Below are 18,591 nucleotides of genomic sequence, written 5' to 3' on the forward strand. Positions count from 1 at the left end.
GCCCCATGTCAGAAGCCAGTTTCAATGAAGAGTGGCAAAAGCGCATCAAACTTATCGGCGATGAGTTGAAAAGCGAATCAGATCGGACAGCAGCTCCACCGGCACGAAGGCCGCTGGCGTCGCGACGACTTGAGGGACGCGGCATGAGCCCGTCCTGTTACGTCGTCAGCGCCGCTGAGTGGAACGCGGCCGGTGAGGTCCTCGGCCAACTCGTGCTGCTCCTGCTCGTGGCTGTGTGGGCCGCTGGGATCGATTGGTGGCGCGTTGGTGACCTGTTGCGCTGCCACCGCCGCCGCCTGCGCCTCCGCGCGATCCGGCAGGCGAGGGCGGCTGCATGAGCGCCCGGCCGCTCGTCGCTTTCGCCGTGGCTGGACTCCCCACTACTAACAGGGGAGTCAGTCTTTCAGGTAGCGCCCAACTCCAACCCCTGACGACGGTCGTCGTTGACTGGATGGCTGGCTCGGTCGATCTGGCCGAAGTGCTGGCCCATCAAGGCCACCTCAAGACGTGGGAGATTTTCAATGACCTCAACGGCTACGGCTTCCAAACGCAGCAAGTCGCCGCGTGCGTCTTCTCGTCCATCTTCGCCGGCACCGACTTGCACCTCTGCAAAGAGCAGCGCAAAGGCACGTTCTACAAATGGCGTCATCACCTCATCAGCGCCAGCGGCGAAAAGGTCGGCCAGATCGAATTCGGCGGACCGCACACAATGCGCCAGGACGGAACCCCTACAGCTAGAGTTGAACTTACCGGTAAGGGCTGCCGCCTCTTTGAAGGCGCAGCGGAAAGCGACCATGCGGAGCGGTGGTCGAGTTTGCGAGCAAAGCTCGCAAGCGTAGCCGGCCGTCTCTCCCGCGTGGATATCGCGTTCGATGATTTCGCCGGGACGTACAACCTCGCCCATGCGGTGAAGCTGTGGCAGTCGGGCAAGTTCGATGCGCGCGGACAGACCCCGGACCTCGAAAGCGTGAACCACGCGAAGGGCCTCAAGGGCGACACCATCTACATCGGCTCGCGCGCTTCGGAGAAGTTTCTCCGTGTGTACGAGAAGGGAAAAGAGCAGGGCGACGAATCCTCCGTGTGGGTCCGATGGGAAGCGCAATTCAAGGCTTCTTCCCGTCGCGAGCTTGACCTAGACATGCTCACCGCACCCGCCGAATTCATGCGCGGTGCCTATAGGGCTCTGTCGTTCATCAGTGAAACGTTGCGCCGCCTTGACCTCACGAAAGAGCAGGCCGCCGCGAACATTCATGGCGCGCTTAAGCATCTGCGTCGCCAGTACGGCAAGACGCTCAACTTCCTCAAGCAAACCTTCCCCGATGACGAAGCGCTAGGCAGCTTCCTCATCAACGTGACCCGGCCCGGCCTGCCGGATTGGTCATGGCAATACCTAGGCCAAGACGGTTACCTGTCAGTGCTGGATGCAATGCGCGTCGAGCGTCAGCAGGTAGCCAAACCCCTCAATGACGGAGAACTGTGTCATGCGCGTTGAAATCAAGAGCAACAAGTCCACGAACCATCGTGCCGGCAACAACGGCAAGACCTACGGCGAGCAGCAAGCCGCGTTGCATACCGGTGGCGATTTCCCGCTGCCGTTCAAGGTGAACGTCGAGGTCGGCCACGAGAAACCCGCCGGCTGGTATCGCCTGTCGCCGTCGAGCTTCGGTACTGACAAGTTCGGCAACCTCGTTCTGGGCCGCCTGTCGCTGGAACAGGAACCGGCCACCGCTGCTAAGGCCGCCTAATCGTGGCCGCCGAATACGTCCAGGTCTGCAACGCCGCCGATTTCGACACGGTAACGCGGACGTGTTCGGCCCCTCATTACGAACTCGCACAGACAGGCTTGCCGCCGCTGTCTACGGCCGAGGCTCAAGCCATTGGAGGAAAGATGGCCTTGGTTCTCGTGCTGGCGTGGTGTTTCCGGCGGCTCCGCAAGGTCGCGGTTTAGACCATCCCTCAATCTGAAAAGGAAAACGCAATGAACGCACGCAAGAACGCTCTGGCCGTCGCTGTCGCTTCGGCCTTCTCGCTGGTCGCCATGAACGCCAGCGCCGCCGTCGATGTGACGGAAGCCGTGACCGAGCTGGAAGGCATGCTCGTGCCGATCGGTCTGCTGGGCGGTGCGGCTCTGCTGGTCGCCATCACCATCAAGATCTGGAAGCGCATCCGCGGCGCGGCCTAATCAAGCCGGTGGTAAAGCCGGGGGCCGGTGCTTAGGTGCCTGCCCCCTTTTTCTAACGGAGGTGGCGTCGTGGAAGGTTGGCTCTGGTTGATTACGTGGCTGCTCGCGCTCGCCATCCTGTTTGGGGGTGAGGACTAATGCGCGCCTGGACAACTCTGTGTCTGTTCGTTGCGCTGTCGTGGTTCGGCATTGGGCGCGCGGACGCATATCCAGCCGTCCCGGGGTGTGTTCCCACAAGTGCAAACACGTTTGTTTGTCAAACCCCGGCCCATGGCGTCGCGCAGCTTGCGGTGGGAAACCCTACGGGTGACACCGGCTCGTCTTGCGCGGGCCCGTTGAAATACATCCGAGGCGATATCTTCGGCGCAGATGGTAAGAACGGCGCACGCGTTTTGCAGTGCGGCAGCGCGCCTACGTGGCCCAGCGGCTACATGATTCACGAACTCAGCTATACGACGAATGCGGGCTGTCCGAACGGTTGGGATTCGACGCTGAATCAGTGCAAGCCGTCAGACGATGATTGTCTAGCTCGAAACAATGATCCCGGGTTCAGCAAGGCTGGCCCCATCTCGCGCGCGTTTACGTCGCGCTGCATTTCCGGCTGCAAGTTCGAACTGAAAGGCAACGGCCCAACCGTCTGCACGGATGGCATCTGCACGGGCAACTACGCGTGGACCGGCGTCTGCCCGGCTACCAGTCCGCCGCCGCCTGCGCCGCCGACTGAGGTCACGAAAAACGACCCGCAGGAATGCGTGAGCTACGGCAGCGGCCAGAAGTTCTGCCAGAAAACCAACGGCGAGCAGTGCTACACGTCGAGCAACGGCAAACAGACCTGTTGGACGGCGGGCGAAACCGGCGAAAAGAATTCCGACAACGTGAAGCAGAAGCGCGACCCCGGCCCGACCGAGATTCCGCCGAATCTCACGCTTCCGAACGGCGACACCCTGACCAAAAACGGTGATTCGAAAACTCAGACGACGACGATCACTAACCCGGGCAGCACGCCGCGAACGGTCACGACGACCACGACGAACTACGTCACCACGAACGGTACGAATTCAGGTCCGACGAATGACGGCGAGAAAGACGACGGCTCGGAGAGTGGCGACGACGACAAAGAGCAACCCGGCAAAGTCACCGGGGGCGGGAACTGCGAGGAAGCAAACAAACCCATGGTGGAGGGCGATCCGCTGCTGGCTAACATCGTGCTGCAGACGTGGGCGACACGCTGCGCCGTCGAGTCCGGCAATGCGGTTACGTCTACCGGCAACATCGAAAGTTGCGCGTCCGACTTCACCGTCACCGGGCCGCCGAAAAGCCCGGAAGTGCTGAAGCTCAAAGCGCTGCGTGCGCAGATTTGTCCCGGTGAGGGCGATGGCCCGATTCAAGACAGCGATTTCCTCGGCGATGGTTCCGGCGAAGCTCCGGCGTCGTCGGTCATCCATGAATTCGATGCAGGCGGCGGGTCCGGCTGGGATATGACCGGCTTCGGGTTCGGGCGTAGCTGTCCGGCGCTGCCGGTGGTCACGGTCTACGGTCGCACGTATGACCTAGGCGGCGACGGTCGCAACGCGGCGGCCTGTGGCATTGCAAACATTCTCGGGTGGTTCGTGCTGCTCGGTGCGGGCCTGTGGTGCCTGCGCACTGTGACGGAGGCTTAAACATGCCATTACCAATTATCGCGGGTGGTGCGCTGGTAGCTCTGTTGGTGAACGTCATGCGCATCATGCTCATGGCGAAGATTGGCGCTTTCATCGTCAAGGCGCTGGCGTTCTTCGGGTTCACGTGGGCGACCAATAAATTCGCGGTCGCTCCGGCGATGGATTTCATTCGAGACCACATGGCAACGCTCAACGGCATTGGCGGCGAATACGGCACGCTCATGGTTCAGTGGCTCGGCGTGCTGCGTTTCGATCAAGCTGTTTCGATGATGCTGTCCGCCTATGCCGCCGCCTGGACAATTAAGGGCGCCAAAGTCTTCCTCGCAAAGCAACCGGCCTAATCCCATGCCTATCGAAGTGCGCACCGGCAAGCCCGGCAACGGAAAGACCGCGTTCCTCATGGTCGATCTCATGGCGGACGTGCAAAAGGCCGAGCGGCCGATTGTTGCCAGCGGTATCGACGGCCTTCAGCCGGGGCTTGCCACCGTGCTGGACGATCCCACCACGTGGAACGATATCGACCCGGCCGGCCCGCCTGAGTGCAATTGCGACAAGCACCCGGAGCCCCATGCGCACGTGCTGCGCAACGGCGCGAAGTGGTACGTCGACGAAGCGTGGAAGTGGTTTGGCCATTTGCAGAACGCGGCGCGCCAGCAAAATCCGGCACACGTTTTGGCACTCGCCGAGCATCGTCACCGTGGCATTGATATGGTCTGGACCACGCAAGGGCCCAGCCAATTGTTCCCGTTCGCGCGTCCGCTGATCGCGGAACATCGGCACTACGTGCGCCGCTACAACACATCTTTTGTCGATGTGTTCAAGTGGGAAGAACTGCAAGACGAAGTGAAGAACCCAGCCCGTCGTGAGGCCGGCATGCGTTCGACCGTGTCCCTGCCTAAGCAGGTGTTCGGCACGTACAAGTCGGCCAGCGAACACACGATGAAAGCGAAGATCCCGCTTCAGGTGTACGCGGTCCCGGTGATGATCCTCGCTGTAATCGCGATGGGGTGGGGCGTGTTCTCGTGGCTCAAACCGGATGCCGACGCCCAGGACAACACCGGCGCAGGCGCCGCGATGGAATCGGCGGCAGCCGATCCATCGCAAGCTGTACCGGGTGACCGTGCATCGGCCCCGAAATATGCCACCGTTGACGACTACATCACCGCGCACAAGCCGAGGATTTCAACGGCACCGTGGACAGCGCCGGTATTCGATGACCGTAGCGCCACCAGTGACCCGCAACTGATCTGCATGCAGGCGGGCGCAGGCGAGGACGTGAGCGGCGCGCATCGCGAGGAAAGCTGTTCGTGCAGGACGGAGCAGGGCACGCCTTACAAGGTCACCGACGCCGAGTGCCGCATGATCGCGCGGCAGGGTGCGCCGTATAACCCGTATCGCGAGCGTGGCTCGCAATCCACGATGGGGCCTGCTGCGGGTGTAGGGGGCGCGCCCCCTACGGCTATGGCCGCGCCTGCGGCCGCTGTGTCACCCGGTAGCGTCATCGCAGGCGGACAGGTGAGCGGTTACGGTGCGATCGGGTACGGGGGCGGCGAATCCGCCCCTCGGTAACTGCTGTTTATGAAAACTGTTTGATACGCTGCTCGCAGTCCAACCAAAGGCGCGCCCCATGTCAGAAGCCAGTTTCAATGAAGAGTGGCAAAAGCGCATCAAACTTATCGGCGATGAGTTGAAAAGCGAATCAGATCGGACAGCAGCTATCGTTGGCGCTGCATGGGTTGAAGACGAGATCACGCAATCACTAAAGTCATACTTTGACGCGAGCGACGAAACGTGGAACCAGCTCTTTAGCTCTAGTCAGGGAGGGGCTCTTTCTTCATTCGGAGCCAAGATCAAACTAGTGCACCTACTAAAAATGGTTGACAATCAGGCGAAGAAAGATCTTGTGGAAATCAGCAGGATTCGCAACGAATTTGCTCACCATATATCGGATCGCAACTCCCGCACAGAGAAGCTGACGTTCTCGTCAGATGTCGTTAGAAAAATGTGTGACAAGTTGACGTGCAACGTTCCCGCTGGACCGATGCCCCCCCGAACTGCGTTTACTGTCGCGTGTGCCAAGCTAGGCGCTGATTTCCACATGCTGCGGGTCGTCGGCGTCAAAGTCGCGGATGCGGGAACAGTTCGCGCCGACACACGCCCGCAGCATCCGGCGACACAGCCCGCCAGTTCTTCTGGTTGACCGCTTTAGCACGGGCCGTTGTTACGCCATTCGCCTTCGACGAGAAGCAGAAGCTCACCGCCGATGCACCGGCTGGTCTTTGGTCGCTTCTGCATGATGATGTGGTTGTCCGCCATGACCTGGGCGCGGAATGCGTTAGCTGCGACATTGCCGGACCCCATGGGGACCGGCATCGCCTCGGGGGTGATCTGCGGTTCGACGTTCTGCATCCGTCGGATTTCGGCGTTTGCGACGGCAAGGGACTGTTTGCTGTGCCACGCTGCAGCTGCGCAGAGCGCGGCAAGCGCCACGGAGAGAAAGGTTGCTACTTGCCAGCCGGTCTTTCCCATGTCGCCCCCTATGTCCTGTGCGAAGCGTATTGCTTCTCGCCAGATAGGGTAAAGAGCCGGCCGTGCTGATACATCCAGCGATCCAGTACGTGCGGCGCGATCCAGTCGCGGTGAGGCGAAATGAGACGTGCACCGGCAAGCCGCCAGCCCGTCCATGGGCCGTTGAGCGTCACGTGGTTGTAGACGGTTTGCTGGTGGAGCCTTGCGGCGCAAGCGTTCGGACAGGGCTGGCCCTCAGGCCAGCACGGGGGACGGTCCATGGCATCGATCCTTGATGAAGGACACGAACCGTTGCAGGGCGCGTGCCAACCGGACGCGTCGTTTCATTTCGCATAATGCATAGCGGCGGTCCTCGTTGGGCGAGGGTAGTGCAGCCAATTCGCCTCATCCCTCTGGATCCGGTTATACGTCGGCTTGTTAGCCGGACCCAGCTTCCCTAAGCTCAAGCAGAATCAGGGGGTTGCAGCCCATTCGGTGGGGTGTGGCGCTGGAGGTAAAACCGGACCCACGGGTCCGTCTATTAGGTAGTTAGGACCACATGGAGACACGCAGGATGCTGATGCGCATAACTTCTTTCTTTCTACTAGCTGCATTCTTGTCTGGTTGCGCCAACAAGATTCTTTACACACAAGGCGCCGCAGACCTTCCTCGTGAGGAAGCAGCCGTTCTACTTTCAGATGACGAACAAGTTGGTATCAGCCACATTGATGGCAAGCATCGTGCGCTAGGCTGGGTAAGCGAGTACCGGCTAACGCCGGGCCTTCACTCCATTACATTTTTCAAGTCGATGTACTTGGTCAATGCTGCCCCTATAACAGTTCCGTACAATTTCGAAAAAGGTCACACATACAAGCCACAGTCAAAAGTGGACTTTGATAGGGGGGCTTGGGAGGTCCGCATTGATGATGTATCGGCGACAGTACCAACTAACTGACGAATGCGGTCCTAACAATTCATTCAAGCCGAAGCCGCTTCGCGGCTCGGCTTAATTCAGGCGTTAGGCCTCATGACAAAATTTCTCGCCATTTGTGTGTTTGTTGTCTCGCTAGCCGTTTGCGCGTGTAGCTCGGCACCAGCCCAGAGCATCGCACCAGTCATTCCTGTCGAGCTCATTCCGCTTGAGCAAGCCAAGACCTTGATTACCTCGGGCCAGGTCAAAGAAATATTCCAGCCGCACTATGGTTGTGTGGTGCTCACGCTTCGCAATGGCGAGTACTTGTCCTTCGAGCAGCCGCATCTGGATTGGGTACTAACGTTCGTGGAGGAGGCTGGGCTTGAGAAACAAATACCCATCTCCGTCGAGTAGGCTGAGGCCTAACATTCAAGCCGAAGCCGCTTCGCGGCTCGGCTTAATTCAGGCGTTAGGCCGCTAATCGGCGTTCAAGCAGTTGGATTGAGGCTTCCCCATGCTCAGGCTTATCAGACCCCTCGCGATATTCACTCTGTTGTACGTCGCATCTGGTGCAGCCCTTTCATCCGGGCTTCCTCGGCTTATGACGTGGCACTTCGCTCATTGCGCAAGTAGCCCTTCACCAGCCTGCTCCGCCTCGTCCGTATTACTGTCCTACTGGTGGCTCGCGTTGCTGCCCGCATTAGGTGTCGTTACGCTTATCGTCAATCGGGTCCTTGCCAGGCGGCACGCGGCCTAACAATTCATTCAAGCCGAAGCCGCTTCGCGGCTCGGCTTAGTTCAGGCGTTAGGCCTCATGGAAAAGGTCGTAGCTCTGATTGTGAGCCTCCTGCTCGCTGGCGCCGCACAGGCCTGCGAGTGCGCCTTTTCGGGCCTCGATACAGCGCAAGCGCGTACCGCTCGCAATGTCTTTGTCTTTCGACTTACTGATGCGCGCGCAGGGAAGGACACTCAGGTAATTGGAACCATCAAGGTCCTGGCCGATGTCCGTGGCAAGACCACAGCTCAAGAGGTCCGCTACTCCACCTTCTACTGTTGCGGGTCACGCCTTGAGGTCGGGAAGTACTATGTCGGCTTTCTTCCGGCCAATTCGGCACGTTTCAATGGCAACGCGGGCAATATCCTGCCTCTCTGGGGCGAGTTCGACCGTGAGACTGCCGATAACCTAGAGGCCGTGCTCCGCGGCAAGCTGCAGCTAGAGGACGCGTTCTCCTATGGGCTAGAAGAGATCAATCAGATCAGGCCTCCACCGGCACCATGTCCAAAGCATTCCAGGACCGGTCGGTAGCGGCCTAACAATTCACTCAAGCCGAAGCCGCTTCGCGGCTCGGCTTAGTTCAGGCGTTCATCGCTCGAATATCCGACCGTGCCGCCACAGCCAGCGGTCCAGCTGATGGGGCGCGATCCAGTCGCCATTCGGTGATACGAGCCGTTGGCCAGCCATGCGCCAGCCGCTCCACGGTCCATGGAGCGGCGTTTCGTTGTAGACGTTGCGGCGGTATTCCTGTGCAGCGCAGTCGTTCGGGCAACGCTGGCCCTCAGACCAGCAGGGCGGACGGTTCATCGGACCGTTCCGTGAGGCAGGACAGGAGCTGACGCAGGGCGCGTGCCACCCATCCCACCACTTCGCATAATGCATATTATGTAAATTACATTGCCGGTCCCGTAGCGCCGGAATCTACACTCTCGGAATGCTCCCCCTGCGTTGACACCTTGAACGAGAACCCGATGGACATCCCCACCGTCCGCGCCTTTAGCGGCTCCGCGCCCTTCTCCGTTGCCCTGGTCGATGAACGAGGCCATCGCTGGTCCGGCGACGAACCTGCCGAATTGGGTGGCGGCGATACCGGGCCGACGCCGTCGCAATTGCTGCTGTCGAGTCTGGGCGCATGCACCGTGATAACGCTGCAGATGTACGCGGCACGCAAGCAGTGGCCGCTGTCGGGCGTCGAGGTCGAACTTCAGTACAACCCCGATGGAGTGCCCGCCGCGGGTACCGAAATCACCCGCCGGATCTCGTTGCGGGGCGAACTCGACGAAACTCAGCGCCAGCGCCTGCTTCAGATCGCCAATGCCTGTCCGATGCACAAGGCGCTGACCGGCGAGATCCGGATCGCCTCTGAACTGGCTGGATGAACCGTGCCGCGGGCCACGTCTCGCATGGCCCAACAGCCGCGCGGTAAAGTAGGCGCACGATGTCCCTGCCCGCCTTCCTGCTTCGCCTGCTGCTTTGCGTGACCCTGGTCCTCAATGGATCGGGCTATGCGGTCGCGGCCACGCAGATGCAGCTGAAGCACATCGCGACTGCTGAACAGGTACATCGACTGGCCGCCGAGGTTGTGCATGACGCCCCGGCGCCTTGCCATTCGCAGGTGGCTGTTGGGAAGGAAGCTGCACCGGCGATGTCGCACGAGACCGTCCAGTCCGGCTCGGCCGCATCGCAGAACGGGTCGCCAGACGATTGCCAGACGGTGTGTTCCTGCGACTGCCTCCAGCACGCTTCGTTGGCGATGCTGGACCTGATGCCGCCGATCCCGGAACGGCTGAATGCTCCGAGCACGCGACGCATCCCTGCCGGGCACGCGGCGCCGGCCTTGGCGAACCTGATCAGACCTCCGATCGGCTGATCGTCGCGTCGCGACGCGTCATCCGTCGGAGCTTCGGCCGCGCAAGGCGCCGCCGCTCTCCGTGCCCCACCGCGCAATCCATCCGCGCACCATGGAGTCATGCATGTCTTCCGATTTTTTCCGGCGAGCAGATGGTTTCGAACCGTCGCGCCGCCGCTTCGTCACCGGCCTTGCCGTCGGCGGTGTCGCCGCAGGCGCCGGTCTTTGGCGAGTGCCCGCCTTCGCCAGCAACGGTTTGGCCACTTCGCCGCAGACGCTGACCGGAACCCAGTTCGACCTGTCCATCGGTACCTCGCCGGTCAATTTCACCGGTCATACGCGGCCGGCCGTGACCGTCAACGGCTCGTTGCCCGCGCCGGTGCTGCGCTGGCGCGAAGGCGACACAGTCACGCTGCGTGTCGCCAACCGTCTCGGCGTGCCGAGCTCGGTGCATTGGCACGGCATCGTGTTGCCGGCCAACATGGACGGTGTGCCGGGCCTGAGTTTCGACGGCATCCATCCCGGTGAAACCTTCACCTATCGCTTCGACATCCGGCAATCCGGCACGTACTGGTACCACAGCCATTCGCTGTTCCAGGAACAGGCCGGACTGTACGGTGCAATCGTGATCGATCCGCGCGAGCCTGCGCCCTATCGTTATGACCGCGAGCACGTGGTGTTGCTGTCGGATTGGACCGATATGGATCCGGCCGCGTTGTTCCGTCGCATGAAGAAGATGTCGGAGCACGACAACACCTACAAGCGCACCGTCGGCGACTTCGTCCACGACGCGCAACGCGACGGCCTGTCGGCAACCTTGCAGGACCGTGGCATGTGGGGCCGGATGCGGATGACGCCCACCGACCTCTCCGACATCAACGCGCACACCTACACCTACCTGATGAACGGCACGGCGCCGGCCGGCAACTGGACCGGCCTGTTCCGCAGCGGCGAGAAGGTGTTGCTGCGCTTCATCAACGGCTCGGCGATGACGTACTTCGACGTGCGCATTCCGGGCTTGAAGATGACCGTGGTGGCCGCCGACGGCCAGTACATCCATCCGGTGACGGTGGACGAGTTCCGTATCGCGGTGGCGGAGACCTTCGACGTGATCGTCGAACCTTCCGGGCAGGACGCCTACACCATCTTCGCGCAGGACATGGGCCGCACCGGCCATGCGCGCGGGACGCTGGCGGTACGCCAGGGCCTCGAAGCGCCCCTGCCCGCGGCCGACCCGCGGCCGATCCTCACCATGGACGACATGGGCCATGGCGGAATGGGCCACGGTGGCCACGACATGTCCGCAATGAAGGGGATGGAAGGCGGGTGTGGCGCCAGCATGGGCATGAAAGGCATGGAGGGCGGTTGTGGCGCGAACATGGCCGGCATGGACCATGGCAGTGGCGCACAGGGCCATCCCGCGAGCGAAACGAATAATCCGCTCGTCGACATGCAGGCCAGTTCCGTCAGTCCCAAGCTGGACGATCCGGGTATCGGCCTGCGCGGCAACGGCCGTACCGTGCTCACGTATGGCGCGATGAAGAGCCTGTTCGAGGATCCCGACGGCCGCGAGCCCAGCCGCGAAATCGAGTTGCACCTGACCGGCCACATGGAGAAGTTCGCCTGGTCGTTCAACGGGCAGAAATTCATGGACGCCGAACCGCTACGCCTCAATTACGGCGAACGCATGCGCATCGTGCTGGTCAACGACACGATGATGACCCATCCGATCCACCTGCATGGTATGTGGAGCGACGTCGAGGACGATCACGGCCAGTTCCATCTGCGCAAACACACCGTCGACATGCCGCCCGGAACAAAGCGCAGCTACCGTGTCCGCGCCGATGCGCTGGGCCGATGGGCGTTCCACTGCCACCTGCTCTACCACATGGAAGCCGGCATGATGCGGGAAGTGAGGGTCGAGGAATGAGCACGCTCCTTCGATCGATTCCGCTCGGCGGGCTGGCACTGGCTGTCGGCCTGGCGATGCACGGCAACGTCCTTGCACAGGACCACTCCCAGCACGGTGCGCCCGCACCGGTTTCCGGGCAGCAGGACCATTCAACGCACACCCAACACACACCGCCGCCAGAGAAGACCGGCGACGAGCATTCGGGGCACGAGGGGCACGAAACCGCGACCGACAAGGACGATAGCGGCGAAGCGCAGGACCATGGATCGATGGACCACGGTTCGATGGACCATGGCTCCATGGATCACGGCTCGATGGACCATTCCGCCATGGGCCATCAGATGCTGCCCTCCACGCAACCAAAAACACCGATTCCGCCCGTCACGGACGCCGATCGCCAGGCCGCATTTCCGCCGCTGCAGCACCACATGCAGCATGCGAAGGAACTCAACACGTATCTCGCCTTCAATCGACTCGAAGGGTGGGATGCCGATCATGGCAGCGGCCAGGCTTGGGAAGCACAGGGCTGGGTCGGCTCGGACCTCAATCGCCTGTGGCTTCGCTCCGAGGGGGAGCGCGTCGACAGCCACACCGAGTCGGCCGATCTCGAAGCGCTGTACGGGCGCAGCGTGTCGCCCTGGTGGGATGTGGTCGCAGGCATCAAGCACGACTTCAAGCCCGGCGACTCCCAGACCTGGGCCGCGTTCGGCGTGCAGGGACTGGCGCCATACAAGTTCGAGGTGCAGGCCACGGCGTACGTGGGCGAATCCGGGCGCACCGCGTTGAACCTGGAAGCCGAGTACGAACTGCTGCTCACCAACCGGCTGATCCTGCAGCCGCTGGTCGAGGTCGATGTGTACGGCAAGGATGATCCGCAGCGAGGGATCGGCTCGGGCCTGAGCACGGTCGAGGCGGGCCTGCGGCTTCGCTACGAGTTCACCCGCCGCTTCGCGCCATACATCGGCGTGGTCCATGAACGCAGCTTCGGCGACACCGCCGATTTCAGGACCGACGAAGGCGAAGACACCCGCGACACGCGTTGGGTGGCCGGTGTGCGCGTCTGGTTCTGAACGGCCCCGGTGAGCCATGGATGGCTCGCAAGGCTTGACTCTGGACCATGGTCCAAGGCGCAGACTGCCTTCATCTCCCCGGGATCGAACGCAATGCAGATCGGTCAAATCGCAAAACGCGCCGGTGTCGCCATCGACACCGTTCGCTACTACGAGCGCCATGGCCTGCTGCGCAGCCCGGCGCGGCAGCCGTCGGGTTACCGGCTCTACGAGGAGCAGGACGTCGAACGTCTGCGCTTCATCCGGCGCGCCAAGTCGCTGGGCTTTACCCTCAACGAAATCCAGGAACTGCTGGCGCTGTCCGGACGTCGTGAGCAGGACATGGCTGGTCTCAAGGCCGCTGCAGCTGAGAAGCTGGCCGACGTCGAGCACCGCCTGGGCGAACTCACCCGCATCCGCGACGGGCTGCAGACACTGGTGGCGTCGTGCCCGGGGCACGGCCAACTGGATCGCTGCCCTATCCTCGCCGCACTGGCGAACGAGGAGGAGGCATGAAGCCGCACGATCACGCGCCTACCGGACATGTGCAGCCCAATAAACCGCACGGCTCCGCAGCATGCTGCGCCGGCAAGACGGCAACGATGCACACAGCCACCGTCATCGATCCGGTGTGCGGGATGGAGGTCGATCCGGCGACGTCCGCGCATCGTGCCGACCACGAGGGCACCACCTACTACTTCTGCTCCGCGCGTTGTCGCGAGCGGTTCATCGCTGATCCTGCCAAATACCTGTCGCCGCGCAGCGAGCCCGAGCCCGCTGCCGCAGGCACCTTCTACACCTGCCCGATGCACCCGGAGATCCGCCAGGATCACCCGGGCACCTGTCCGATCTGCGGCATGGCATTGGAACCGGAAATGCCGAGCCTGGAGGACGAGGACAATCCCGAGCTGCGCGACTTCGGCCGGCGCTTCTGGTGGACGTTGCCACTGAGCGTGGCGGTCATGGCACTGGCGATGATGGGCCACCGCGTTCCAGGGCTGACGGCATCGACCAGGACCTGGGTCGAATTCGCGTTGGCGACCCCGGTCGTCGTGTGGGCCGGCGCGCCGTTCTTCGAGCGCTGCCTGCAATCGATCCACAACCGCAGCCCCAACATGTGGACGCTGATCGGCATCGGCGTGGCGGCGGCGTTCGGCTATAGCGTTGTGGCGACCGTCGCGCCCGGACTGTTCCCGGATTCGTTCCGCGAACACGGCCGCGTCGGCGTCTACTTCGAGGCCGCCGCGGTGATCGTCTCGCTCACGTTGCTGGGGCAGTTGCTGGAACTGCGCGCCCGCTCAAAGACCTCGGCCGCGATCAAGGCGCTGCTGGGCCTGGCACCGAAGACCGCGCGCCGCCTGCGCGACGACGGCACCGAGGAGGACATCGCGCTGGATCATGTGCATGTCGGCGACCGCCTGCGCGTGCGGCCGGGCGAGAAGGTTCCCGTCGATGGCGAAGTTATCGATGGCCATTCCAGCATCGACGAATCGATGCTGACCGGCGAAGCGATGCCGGTCGGCAAGACCGTGGGCGCGAAGGTGTTCGGCGCCACGCTCAACGGCACCGGCAGCCTGGTGATGCGCGCCGAGAAAGTAGGCTACGCGACCGTGCTTGCGCAGATCGTCCAGCTGGTCGCGCAGGCGCAACGCTCGCGCGCGCCGATGCAGCGCATGGCCGACAAGGTCGCGTTCTGGTTCGTGCTGGCGGTGCTGGCCGTGGCGGCGACGACGTTCGTCGTCTGGGGCCTGTTCGGTCCGGACCCGTCCTGGACCTATGCCGTGCTCAACGCCGTATCGGTGTTGATCATCGCCTGCCCGTGCGCACTGGGACTGGCCACGCCGATGTCGGTGATGGTCGCGACCGGTCGCGCCGCGCAGGCCGGCGTGCTGTTCCGCGATGCCGGGGCGATCGAGAATTTCAGGCGCATCGACACGTTGATCGTCGACAAGACCGGCACATTGACCGAAGGACGTCCTGCATTCCGCACGCTGGTTCCGGTCGCCGGCTTCAGCGCCGAGGAAGTGCTGCAACTGGCCGCCAGTCTCGAACGGGGAAGCGAGCACCCGCTGGCTGATGCCATCGTTGGCGAAGCACGCCGCCGCAACCTGCCCTTGCAGGCGGCCGAGAGCTTCGAATCCGCGACCGGCATCGGCATCCGTGGGCGAGTGTTCCGGCGCAGCATCGCCATCGGCAACGCGGAGTTGATGCAGGAAACCGGCATCGACCCGACGCCCGTCGCCGCGGAAGCCGAACGCCTCAGGCAGGACGGCGCCAGCGTGGTGCTGGTCGCGATCGATGGCAGGCTGGCCGGATTGATCGCGGTGGCCGATCCCATCAAGCCCACCACCTTCGATGCGATTCGCGCCCTGCACCAGGCCGGCCTGAGGATCGTCATGGCCACCGGCGACGGCACCGCCACGGCACATTCCGTGGCACGCCAGCTGGGCATCGATGAGGTGCACGGCGAGGTGCGTCCCAGGGACAAGGTAGAGCTGGTGCAACGCCTGCGCTCGCAAGGCCATCGGGTGGCGATGGCCGGCGACGGCATCAACGACGCCCCTGCCCTCGCCGGCGCGGACATCGGAATCGCCATGGGCACCGGCACCGACGTGGCGATGTCCAGCGCGCAGGTCACGCTGGTCAAGGGCGATCTGCGCGGCATTGTGCGCGCCCGCGCCGTCTCCACCGCGACCGTCTCCAACATGAAGCAGAACCTGGCGTTCGCCTTCCTGTACAACGCGCTGGGCGTGCCGATCGCCGCGGGCGTGCTGTATCCGCTGACGGGTCTGCTGCTCAGCCCGATGATCGCCGCACTGGCCATGAGCCTGAGCTCGGTCTCGGTCGTGGCCAACGCATTGCGCCTGGGCAAGGTGCGGCTGGGCTGATTCGCGCATCCGCCGCGGCACGCCGGGGCGGATGCGTTGTGAACATCGGCGGATACGTTGACGCTACTCCGCCGGTGTCCCGAAGCGTTCCTGGTAAACGCCGGCGATCCAGTCGATGAAGACCCGCACGCGTGGCGACAACTGGCGATGCTGCGGATACATCGCCGACACCGGCATGCCGGTGCCGGGCCAGTCCGCCAGGACCTCGACCAGGCGACCATCGCGCAGCTCATCTTCAACGTGGAAGCGCGGCAACTGGATCAGGCCGCAACCACGCAGCGCGCAGGTCACGTAGCTTTCGGCGTCGTTGACGCTGATCCAGCCACCGGGTGCGAACTCGCGCACCTGGCCATCGACGACCAGCTCGAACGGATAACTGCGGTCGTGACTGCTGGAGAAAAACCCCACTGCCTGGTGCGCCGGTAGTGCGTCGGGATGCTGCGGCATGCCGAATCGCTGCAGGTATTGCGGACTGGCGCAGATCACCTCCGGCATCACCGCCAGTCGTCGCGCCATCAGTGACGAATCCTTGGGCGTGCCCGCACGCACGACGCAATCGATGCCCTCGCGCACGAGATCGACCAGCCGGTCGCCGCTGCTGATCACCAGGTCGATCTGCGGATAGCGGCCGCGGAATTCGTCGATGCGCGGCAGCACGATCCGCGTCGCGTGGGTGCCGTGCAGGTCCAGTCGCAACGTTCCGCGCGGATTGGTGGCGACATTGCGCAGCGAGGACTCGGCGTCGTCGAGATCGGCGAGCAGGTGCACGCAGCGTTCGTAGAAGGCCTGGCCGTCGAGCGTGGGGTGCACCTGGCGGGTGGTCCGTTCGAGCAGGCGTGTCCCCAGGCGCGCCTCCAGCTCCTTTACCGCGTGGGTGGCGGTGGCACGCGGGATGCCCAAGGCGCCAGCGGCTCGCGTGAAGCTGCCCAGCTCGACGATGCGGGTGAACAGCTGCAGGGACTCGAAACGATCCACCTTTCTATTGTTGACCATTTTTGAATTCAGTTGCCAGTTTTAGCAGCTTTATCCGAACAGTCACAACACCAAGAATGCTCCCGAACCCGGCGCATCCCCTCCCCCGACGCCACCACAGGAGCCTCTCCATGAACACCACAGCCCAGTCCGACACGACCTCCAAGGTCGCCATCGTCACCGGTGCCTCGCGCGGCATCGGCCAGGCCATCGCCAACCGCCTCGCCGCCGATGGCTTCGCCGTCGTCGTCAACTACGCCGGCAACGCCGCGCAGGCGCAGACCACGGTCGACGGGATCGTGGCCGCCGGCGGCACGGCCGTAGCCATCCAGGGCGACGTCAGCCAGCCCGAGGACGTCTCACGCCTGTTCTCCAGCGCTCGTGACACCTATGGCCGCATCGACGTGGTGGTCAACAGTGCAGGCGTCATGCCGACGACGCCGATCGCCGAGGCCAGCCTCGACGAGTTCGACCGCGTCATCGCCACCAACCTGCGCGGCACGTTCCTCGTCCTGGCGCAGGCGGCGAAGCACTTGGGTGAAGGCGGCCGGATCATCGCCCTGTCGACCAGCGTGATCGCCAAGTCGTTCCCGGGCTATGGCCCCTACATCGCCTCCAAGGCCGGCGTCGAAGGCCTGGTGCACGTGCTGGCCAACGAACTGCGCGGACGCGGCATCACCGTCAACGCGATCGCTCCGGGCCCGGTGGCGACCGAGCTGTTCCTCAACGGCAAGACCCAGCAGCAGATCGAGCAGATCGCCGCACAGGCACCGTTGCAACGCGTCGGCCGGCCGTCGGAGATCGCTGCGGCAGCGTCCTTCCTCGCCGGCCCGGACGGCGCCTGGGTCAACTCGCAGGTGCTGCGCGTCAACGGCGGTTTCGCCTGATTCCCTCTCCCGCGTGCCCCATCCTCGCGACACAGGAGCATTCCCATGAAATCCGATCACACCAAGTCCCGCCAGGTAATTCTCGTCACCGGCGCATCCAGCGGCTTCGGCGCGCTGGCTGCGCGTGCGCTCGCCCGCGCCGGCCACACCGTGTACGCCAGCATGCGCGACACCGGCGGACGCAACGCGCCGCAGGTCGAAGCCGCGCACGACTACGCCACGCAGCATGGCGTGGACCTGCGCACGGTCGAACTGGACGTGCAGTCGCAGCCGTCGGCCGACGCCGCCGTGGCGCAAATCCTGGCTGCTCACGGCCACATCGATGTGCTGGTGCACAACGCCGGACACATGGTCTTCGGTCCGGCGGAAGCCTTCACGCCAGAACAGTACGCGCAGCTGTACGACGTCAACGTACTCGGCACGCAGCGCGTCAACCGCGCCGCACTGCCGCAGTTGCGCAAGCAGGGACGCGGACTGGTGCTATGGGTAGGCAGCAGCAGCCACCGTGGCGGCACGCCGCCGTACCTCGCACCGTATTTCGCGGCCAAGGCCGCCATGGATGCGCTGGCGGTCAGCTATGCCGGCGAACTGGCGCGCTGGGGCATCGAGACCTCGATCGTCGTGCCGGGTGCCTTCACCAAGGGCACCAACCATTTCGCGCACTCCGGGACGCCAGTGGACGTTGCGCGTGCCGCCGAGTACGAGGCGGGCCCGACGACGAGTTTCGCGCAGGAGATCCTCGACGGCCTGGCCTCGTGCGAACCGCCGGATGCGGACGTCGCCACCGTCGCGCAGGCGATGGTGGATGTGGTCGATGCACCGTTCGGTCACCGCCCGTTCCGCGTGCACATCGATCCGTCGGACGACGGATGCGAAGTCGTCAATGTGGTCGCAGACCGCATCCGTGCCGAGTTTCTGCGCCGGATCGGCCTCGGCGACCTGCTGATGCCCCGGGACAATGCGGCCACCATCGGGAGGGCACTTGAGCCGTGACA

The 18,591-nt window shown here is 63.4% G+C and carries 22 protein-coding genes; 19 read left to right on the forward strand and 3 right to left on the reverse strand.

Features of this window, described 5'->3' with window-relative positions; all coding sequences use genetic code 11:
- The 8 genes from J2X06_RS14560 to J2X06_RS14595 form a co-directional block, all read left to right on the forward strand.
- The coding region (locus J2X06_RS14560; protein WP_310063667.1) for a hypothetical protein at nt 1-338 on the forward strand (338 nt) is incomplete at its 5' end.
- Complete coding sequence (locus J2X06_RS14565) at nt 335-1,492, forward strand: replication initiation factor domain-containing protein (RefSeq protein WP_310063669.1); 1,158 nt, start codon at nt 335-337, stop codon at nt 1,490-1,492. The genes J2X06_RS14560 and J2X06_RS14565, both read left to right, overlap by 4 nt.
- Nucleotides 1,482-1,745, forward strand: a complete 264-nt coding sequence (locus tag J2X06_RS14570) for a single-stranded DNA-binding protein (RefSeq protein ID WP_310063671.1) — start codon at nt 1,482-1,484, stop codon at nt 1,743-1,745. Before J2X06_RS14565 ends, J2X06_RS14570 begins: the two co-directional genes overlap by 11 nt.
- Before the next feature lie 233 nt (nt 1,746-1,978).
- Nucleotides 1,979-2,182, forward strand: a complete 204-nt coding sequence (locus tag J2X06_RS14575; RefSeq protein WP_310063673.1) for a major capsid protein — start codon at nt 1,979-1,981, stop codon at nt 2,180-2,182.
- Nucleotides 2,183-2,613: 431 nt separating this feature from the next.
- The gene (locus tag J2X06_RS14580; RefSeq protein WP_310063675.1) at nt 2,614-3,843 is read left to right on the forward strand and encodes a hypothetical protein; all 1,230 of its coding nucleotides are present in this window, start codon (nt 2,614-2,616) and stop codon (nt 3,841-3,843) included.
- Between the two features lie 2 nt (nt 3,844-3,845).
- Nucleotides 3,846-4,184, forward strand: coding sequence for a DUF2523 family protein (locus tag J2X06_RS14585; protein ID WP_310063677.1), 339 nt, complete (start codon nt 3,846-3,848; stop codon nt 4,182-4,184).
- A gap of 4 nt (nt 4,185-4,188) precedes the next feature.
- Nucleotides 4,189-5,412 carry a zonular occludens toxin domain-containing protein gene (locus J2X06_RS14590; protein WP_310063678.1) on the forward strand — a complete coding sequence of 408 codons (1,224 nt, stop codon included), beginning with the start codon at nt 4,189-4,191 and terminating at the stop codon, nt 5,410-5,412.
- Between the two features lie 58 nt (nt 5,413-5,470).
- Nucleotides 5,471-6,043, forward strand: coding sequence for a hypothetical protein (locus J2X06_RS14595; protein ID WP_310063681.1), 573 nt, complete (start codon nt 5,471-5,473; stop codon nt 6,041-6,043).
- A gap of 5 nt (nt 6,044-6,048) precedes the next feature.
- Here the strand turns inward: J2X06_RS14595 and J2X06_RS14600 are convergent, their stop codons facing one another.
- A complete protein-coding gene (locus J2X06_RS14600) occupies nt 6,049-6,372 on the reverse strand; it encodes a hypothetical protein (protein WP_310063683.1) in 324 nt (107 codons plus the stop codon).
- Nucleotides 6,373-6,925: 553 nt separating this feature from the next.
- Here J2X06_RS14600 and J2X06_RS14605 point away from each other — a divergent pair.
- The 3 genes from J2X06_RS14605 to J2X06_RS14615 all read left to right on the forward strand — a co-directional run bounded on the left by J2X06_RS14605 (nt 6,926) and on the right by J2X06_RS14615 (nt 8,570).
- On the forward strand, nt 6,926-7,306 hold the full coding sequence (locus tag J2X06_RS14605; protein ID WP_310063685.1) for a hypothetical protein: 381 nt from the start codon (nt 6,926-6,928) through the stop codon (nt 7,304-7,306).
- 72 nt (nt 7,307-7,378) lie between these two features.
- Complete coding sequence (locus tag J2X06_RS14610) at nt 7,379-7,678, forward strand: hypothetical protein (RefSeq protein ID WP_310063686.1); 300 nt, start codon at nt 7,379-7,381, stop codon at nt 7,676-7,678.
- Nucleotides 7,679-8,078: 400 nt separating this feature from the next.
- The gene (locus J2X06_RS14615; RefSeq protein ID WP_310063687.1) at nt 8,079-8,570 is read left to right on the forward strand and encodes a hypothetical protein; all 492 of its coding nucleotides are present in this window, start codon (nt 8,079-8,081) and stop codon (nt 8,568-8,570) included.
- A gap of 57 nt (nt 8,571-8,627) precedes the next feature.
- Here the strand turns inward: J2X06_RS14615 and J2X06_RS18085 are convergent, their stop codons facing one another.
- Nucleotides 8,628-8,921 (reverse strand): DUF3653 domain-containing protein, encoded by a 294-nt coding sequence (locus J2X06_RS18085; RefSeq protein WP_430539603.1) that lies wholly within the window; start codon nt 8,919-8,921, stop codon nt 8,628-8,630.
- Nucleotides 8,922-9,010: 89 nt separating this feature from the next.
- Here J2X06_RS18085 and J2X06_RS14620 point away from each other — a divergent pair, with 89 nt between their 5' ends.
- The 6 genes from J2X06_RS14620 to J2X06_RS14645 all read left to right on the forward strand — a co-directional run bounded on the left by J2X06_RS14620 (nt 9,011) and on the right by J2X06_RS14645 (nt 15,737).
- A complete protein-coding gene (locus tag J2X06_RS14620; protein WP_310063689.1) occupies nt 9,011-9,418 on the forward strand; it encodes an OsmC family protein in 408 nt (135 codons plus the stop codon).
- A gap of 59 nt (nt 9,419-9,477) precedes the next feature.
- Nucleotides 9,478-9,909, forward strand: a complete 432-nt coding sequence (locus J2X06_RS14625; protein ID WP_310063691.1) for a CopL family metal-binding regulatory protein — start codon at nt 9,478-9,480, stop codon at nt 9,907-9,909.
- 103 nt (nt 9,910-10,012) lie between these two features.
- Nucleotides 10,013-11,818, forward strand: coding sequence for a copper resistance system multicopper oxidase (locus tag J2X06_RS14630; RefSeq protein WP_310063693.1), 1,806 nt, complete (start codon nt 10,013-10,015; stop codon nt 11,816-11,818).
- Complete coding sequence (locus J2X06_RS14635; RefSeq protein WP_310063694.1) at nt 11,815-12,870, forward strand: copper resistance protein B; 1,056 nt, start codon at nt 11,815-11,817, stop codon at nt 12,868-12,870. The genes J2X06_RS14630 and J2X06_RS14635 overlap by 4 nt, the downstream gene beginning before the upstream one ends.
- A gap of 93 nt (nt 12,871-12,963) precedes the next feature.
- Nucleotides 12,964-13,365, forward strand: a complete 402-nt coding sequence (locus tag J2X06_RS14640; RefSeq protein ID WP_310063696.1) for a heavy metal-responsive transcriptional regulator — start codon at nt 12,964-12,966, stop codon at nt 13,363-13,365.
- Nucleotides 13,362-15,737 carry a heavy metal translocating P-type ATPase gene (locus J2X06_RS14645; protein WP_430539604.1) on the forward strand — a complete coding sequence of 792 codons (2,376 nt, stop codon included), beginning with the start codon at nt 13,362-13,364 and terminating at the stop codon, nt 15,735-15,737. The genes J2X06_RS14640 and J2X06_RS14645 overlap by 4 nt, the downstream gene beginning before the upstream one ends.
- A 63-nt stretch (nt 15,738-15,800) precedes the next feature.
- Here J2X06_RS14645 and J2X06_RS14650 read toward each other — a convergent pair whose 3' ends face one another.
- A complete protein-coding gene (locus J2X06_RS14650) occupies nt 15,801-16,730 on the reverse strand; it encodes a LysR family transcriptional regulator (RefSeq protein WP_310063698.1) in 930 nt (309 codons plus the stop codon).
- Between the two features lie 110 nt (nt 16,731-16,840).
- On the opposite strand from J2X06_RS14650, the gene J2X06_RS14655 reads away from it, so the two are divergent.
- Both J2X06_RS14655 and J2X06_RS14660 read left to right on the forward strand, forming a co-directional pair.
- Nucleotides 16,841-17,596 carry an SDR family oxidoreductase gene (locus tag J2X06_RS14655; RefSeq protein WP_310063700.1) on the forward strand — a complete coding sequence of 252 codons (756 nt, stop codon included), beginning with the start codon at nt 16,841-16,843 and terminating at the stop codon, nt 17,594-17,596.
- 45 nt (nt 17,597-17,641) lie between these two features.
- Entirely contained in the window at nt 17,642-18,589 is a 948-nt protein-coding gene (locus J2X06_RS14660) for an SDR family NAD(P)-dependent oxidoreductase (RefSeq protein WP_310063701.1), read from the forward strand.
- Nucleotides 18,590-18,591 lie beyond the last annotated feature (2 nt).

The organism is Lysobacter niastensis, from assembly GCF_031457115.1.
GTDB classification, from domain to species: domain Bacteria; phylum Pseudomonadota; class Gammaproteobacteria; order Xanthomonadales; family Xanthomonadaceae; genus Lysobacter_J; species Lysobacter_J niastensis_A.

Coding starts and splice junctions, on each gene's coding strand:
- J2X06_RS14565 (WP_310063669.1), top strand. CDS start 335: ATGAGCGCCCGGCCGCTCGTCGCTTTCGCCGTGGCTGGACTCCCCACT.
- J2X06_RS14570 (WP_310063671.1), top strand. CDS start 1,482: ATGCGCGTTGAAATCAAGAGCAACAAGTCCACGAACCATCGTGCCGGC.
- J2X06_RS14575 (WP_310063673.1), top strand. CDS start 1,979: ATGAACGCACGCAAGAACGCTCTGGCCGTCGCTGTCGCTTCGGCCTTC.
- J2X06_RS14580 (WP_310063675.1), top strand. CDS start 2,614: ATGATTCACGAACTCAGCTATACGACGAATGCGGGCTGTCCGAACGGT.
- J2X06_RS14585 (WP_310063677.1), top strand. CDS start 3,846: ATGCCATTACCAATTATCGCGGGTGGTGCGCTGGTAGCTCTGTTGGTG.
- J2X06_RS14590 (WP_310063678.1), top strand. CDS start 4,189: ATGCCTATCGAAGTGCGCACCGGCAAGCCCGGCAACGGAAAGACCGCG.
- J2X06_RS14595 (WP_310063681.1), top strand. CDS start 5,471: ATGTCAGAAGCCAGTTTCAATGAAGAGTGGCAAAAGCGCATCAAACTT.
- J2X06_RS14600 (WP_310063683.1), bottom strand. CDS start 6,372: ATGGGAAAGACCGGCTGGCAAGTAGCAACCTTTCTCTCCGTGGCGCTT.
- J2X06_RS14605 (WP_310063685.1), top strand. CDS start 6,926: ATGCTGATGCGCATAACTTCTTTCTTTCTACTAGCTGCATTCTTGTCT.
- J2X06_RS14610 (WP_310063686.1), top strand. CDS start 7,379: ATGACAAAATTTCTCGCCATTTGTGTGTTTGTTGTCTCGCTAGCCGTT.
- J2X06_RS14615 (WP_310063687.1), top strand. CDS start 8,079: ATGGAAAAGGTCGTAGCTCTGATTGTGAGCCTCCTGCTCGCTGGCGCC.
- J2X06_RS18085 (WP_430539603.1), bottom strand. CDS start 8,921: ATGCATTATGCGAAGTGGTGGGATGGGTGGCACGCGCCCTGCGTCAGC.
- J2X06_RS14620 (WP_310063689.1), top strand. CDS start 9,011: ATGGACATCCCCACCGTCCGCGCCTTTAGCGGCTCCGCGCCCTTCTCC.
- J2X06_RS14625 (WP_310063691.1), top strand. CDS start 9,478: ATGTCCCTGCCCGCCTTCCTGCTTCGCCTGCTGCTTTGCGTGACCCTG.
- J2X06_RS14630 (WP_310063693.1), top strand. CDS start 10,013: ATGTCTTCCGATTTTTTCCGGCGAGCAGATGGTTTCGAACCGTCGCGC.
- J2X06_RS14635 (WP_310063694.1), top strand. CDS start 11,815: ATGAGCACGCTCCTTCGATCGATTCCGCTCGGCGGGCTGGCACTGGCT.
- J2X06_RS14640 (WP_310063696.1), top strand. CDS start 12,964: ATGCAGATCGGTCAAATCGCAAAACGCGCCGGTGTCGCCATCGACACC.
- J2X06_RS14645 (WP_430539604.1), top strand. CDS start 13,362: ATGAAGCCGCACGATCACGCGCCTACCGGACATGTGCAGCCCAATAAA.
- J2X06_RS14650 (WP_310063698.1), bottom strand. CDS start 16,730: ATGGTCAACAATAGAAAGGTGGATCGTTTCGAGTCCCTGCAGCTGTTC.
- J2X06_RS14655 (WP_310063700.1), top strand. CDS start 16,841: ATGAACACCACAGCCCAGTCCGACACGACCTCCAAGGTCGCCATCGTC.
- J2X06_RS14660 (WP_310063701.1), top strand. CDS start 17,642: ATGAAATCCGATCACACCAAGTCCCGCCAGGTAATTCTCGTCACCGGC.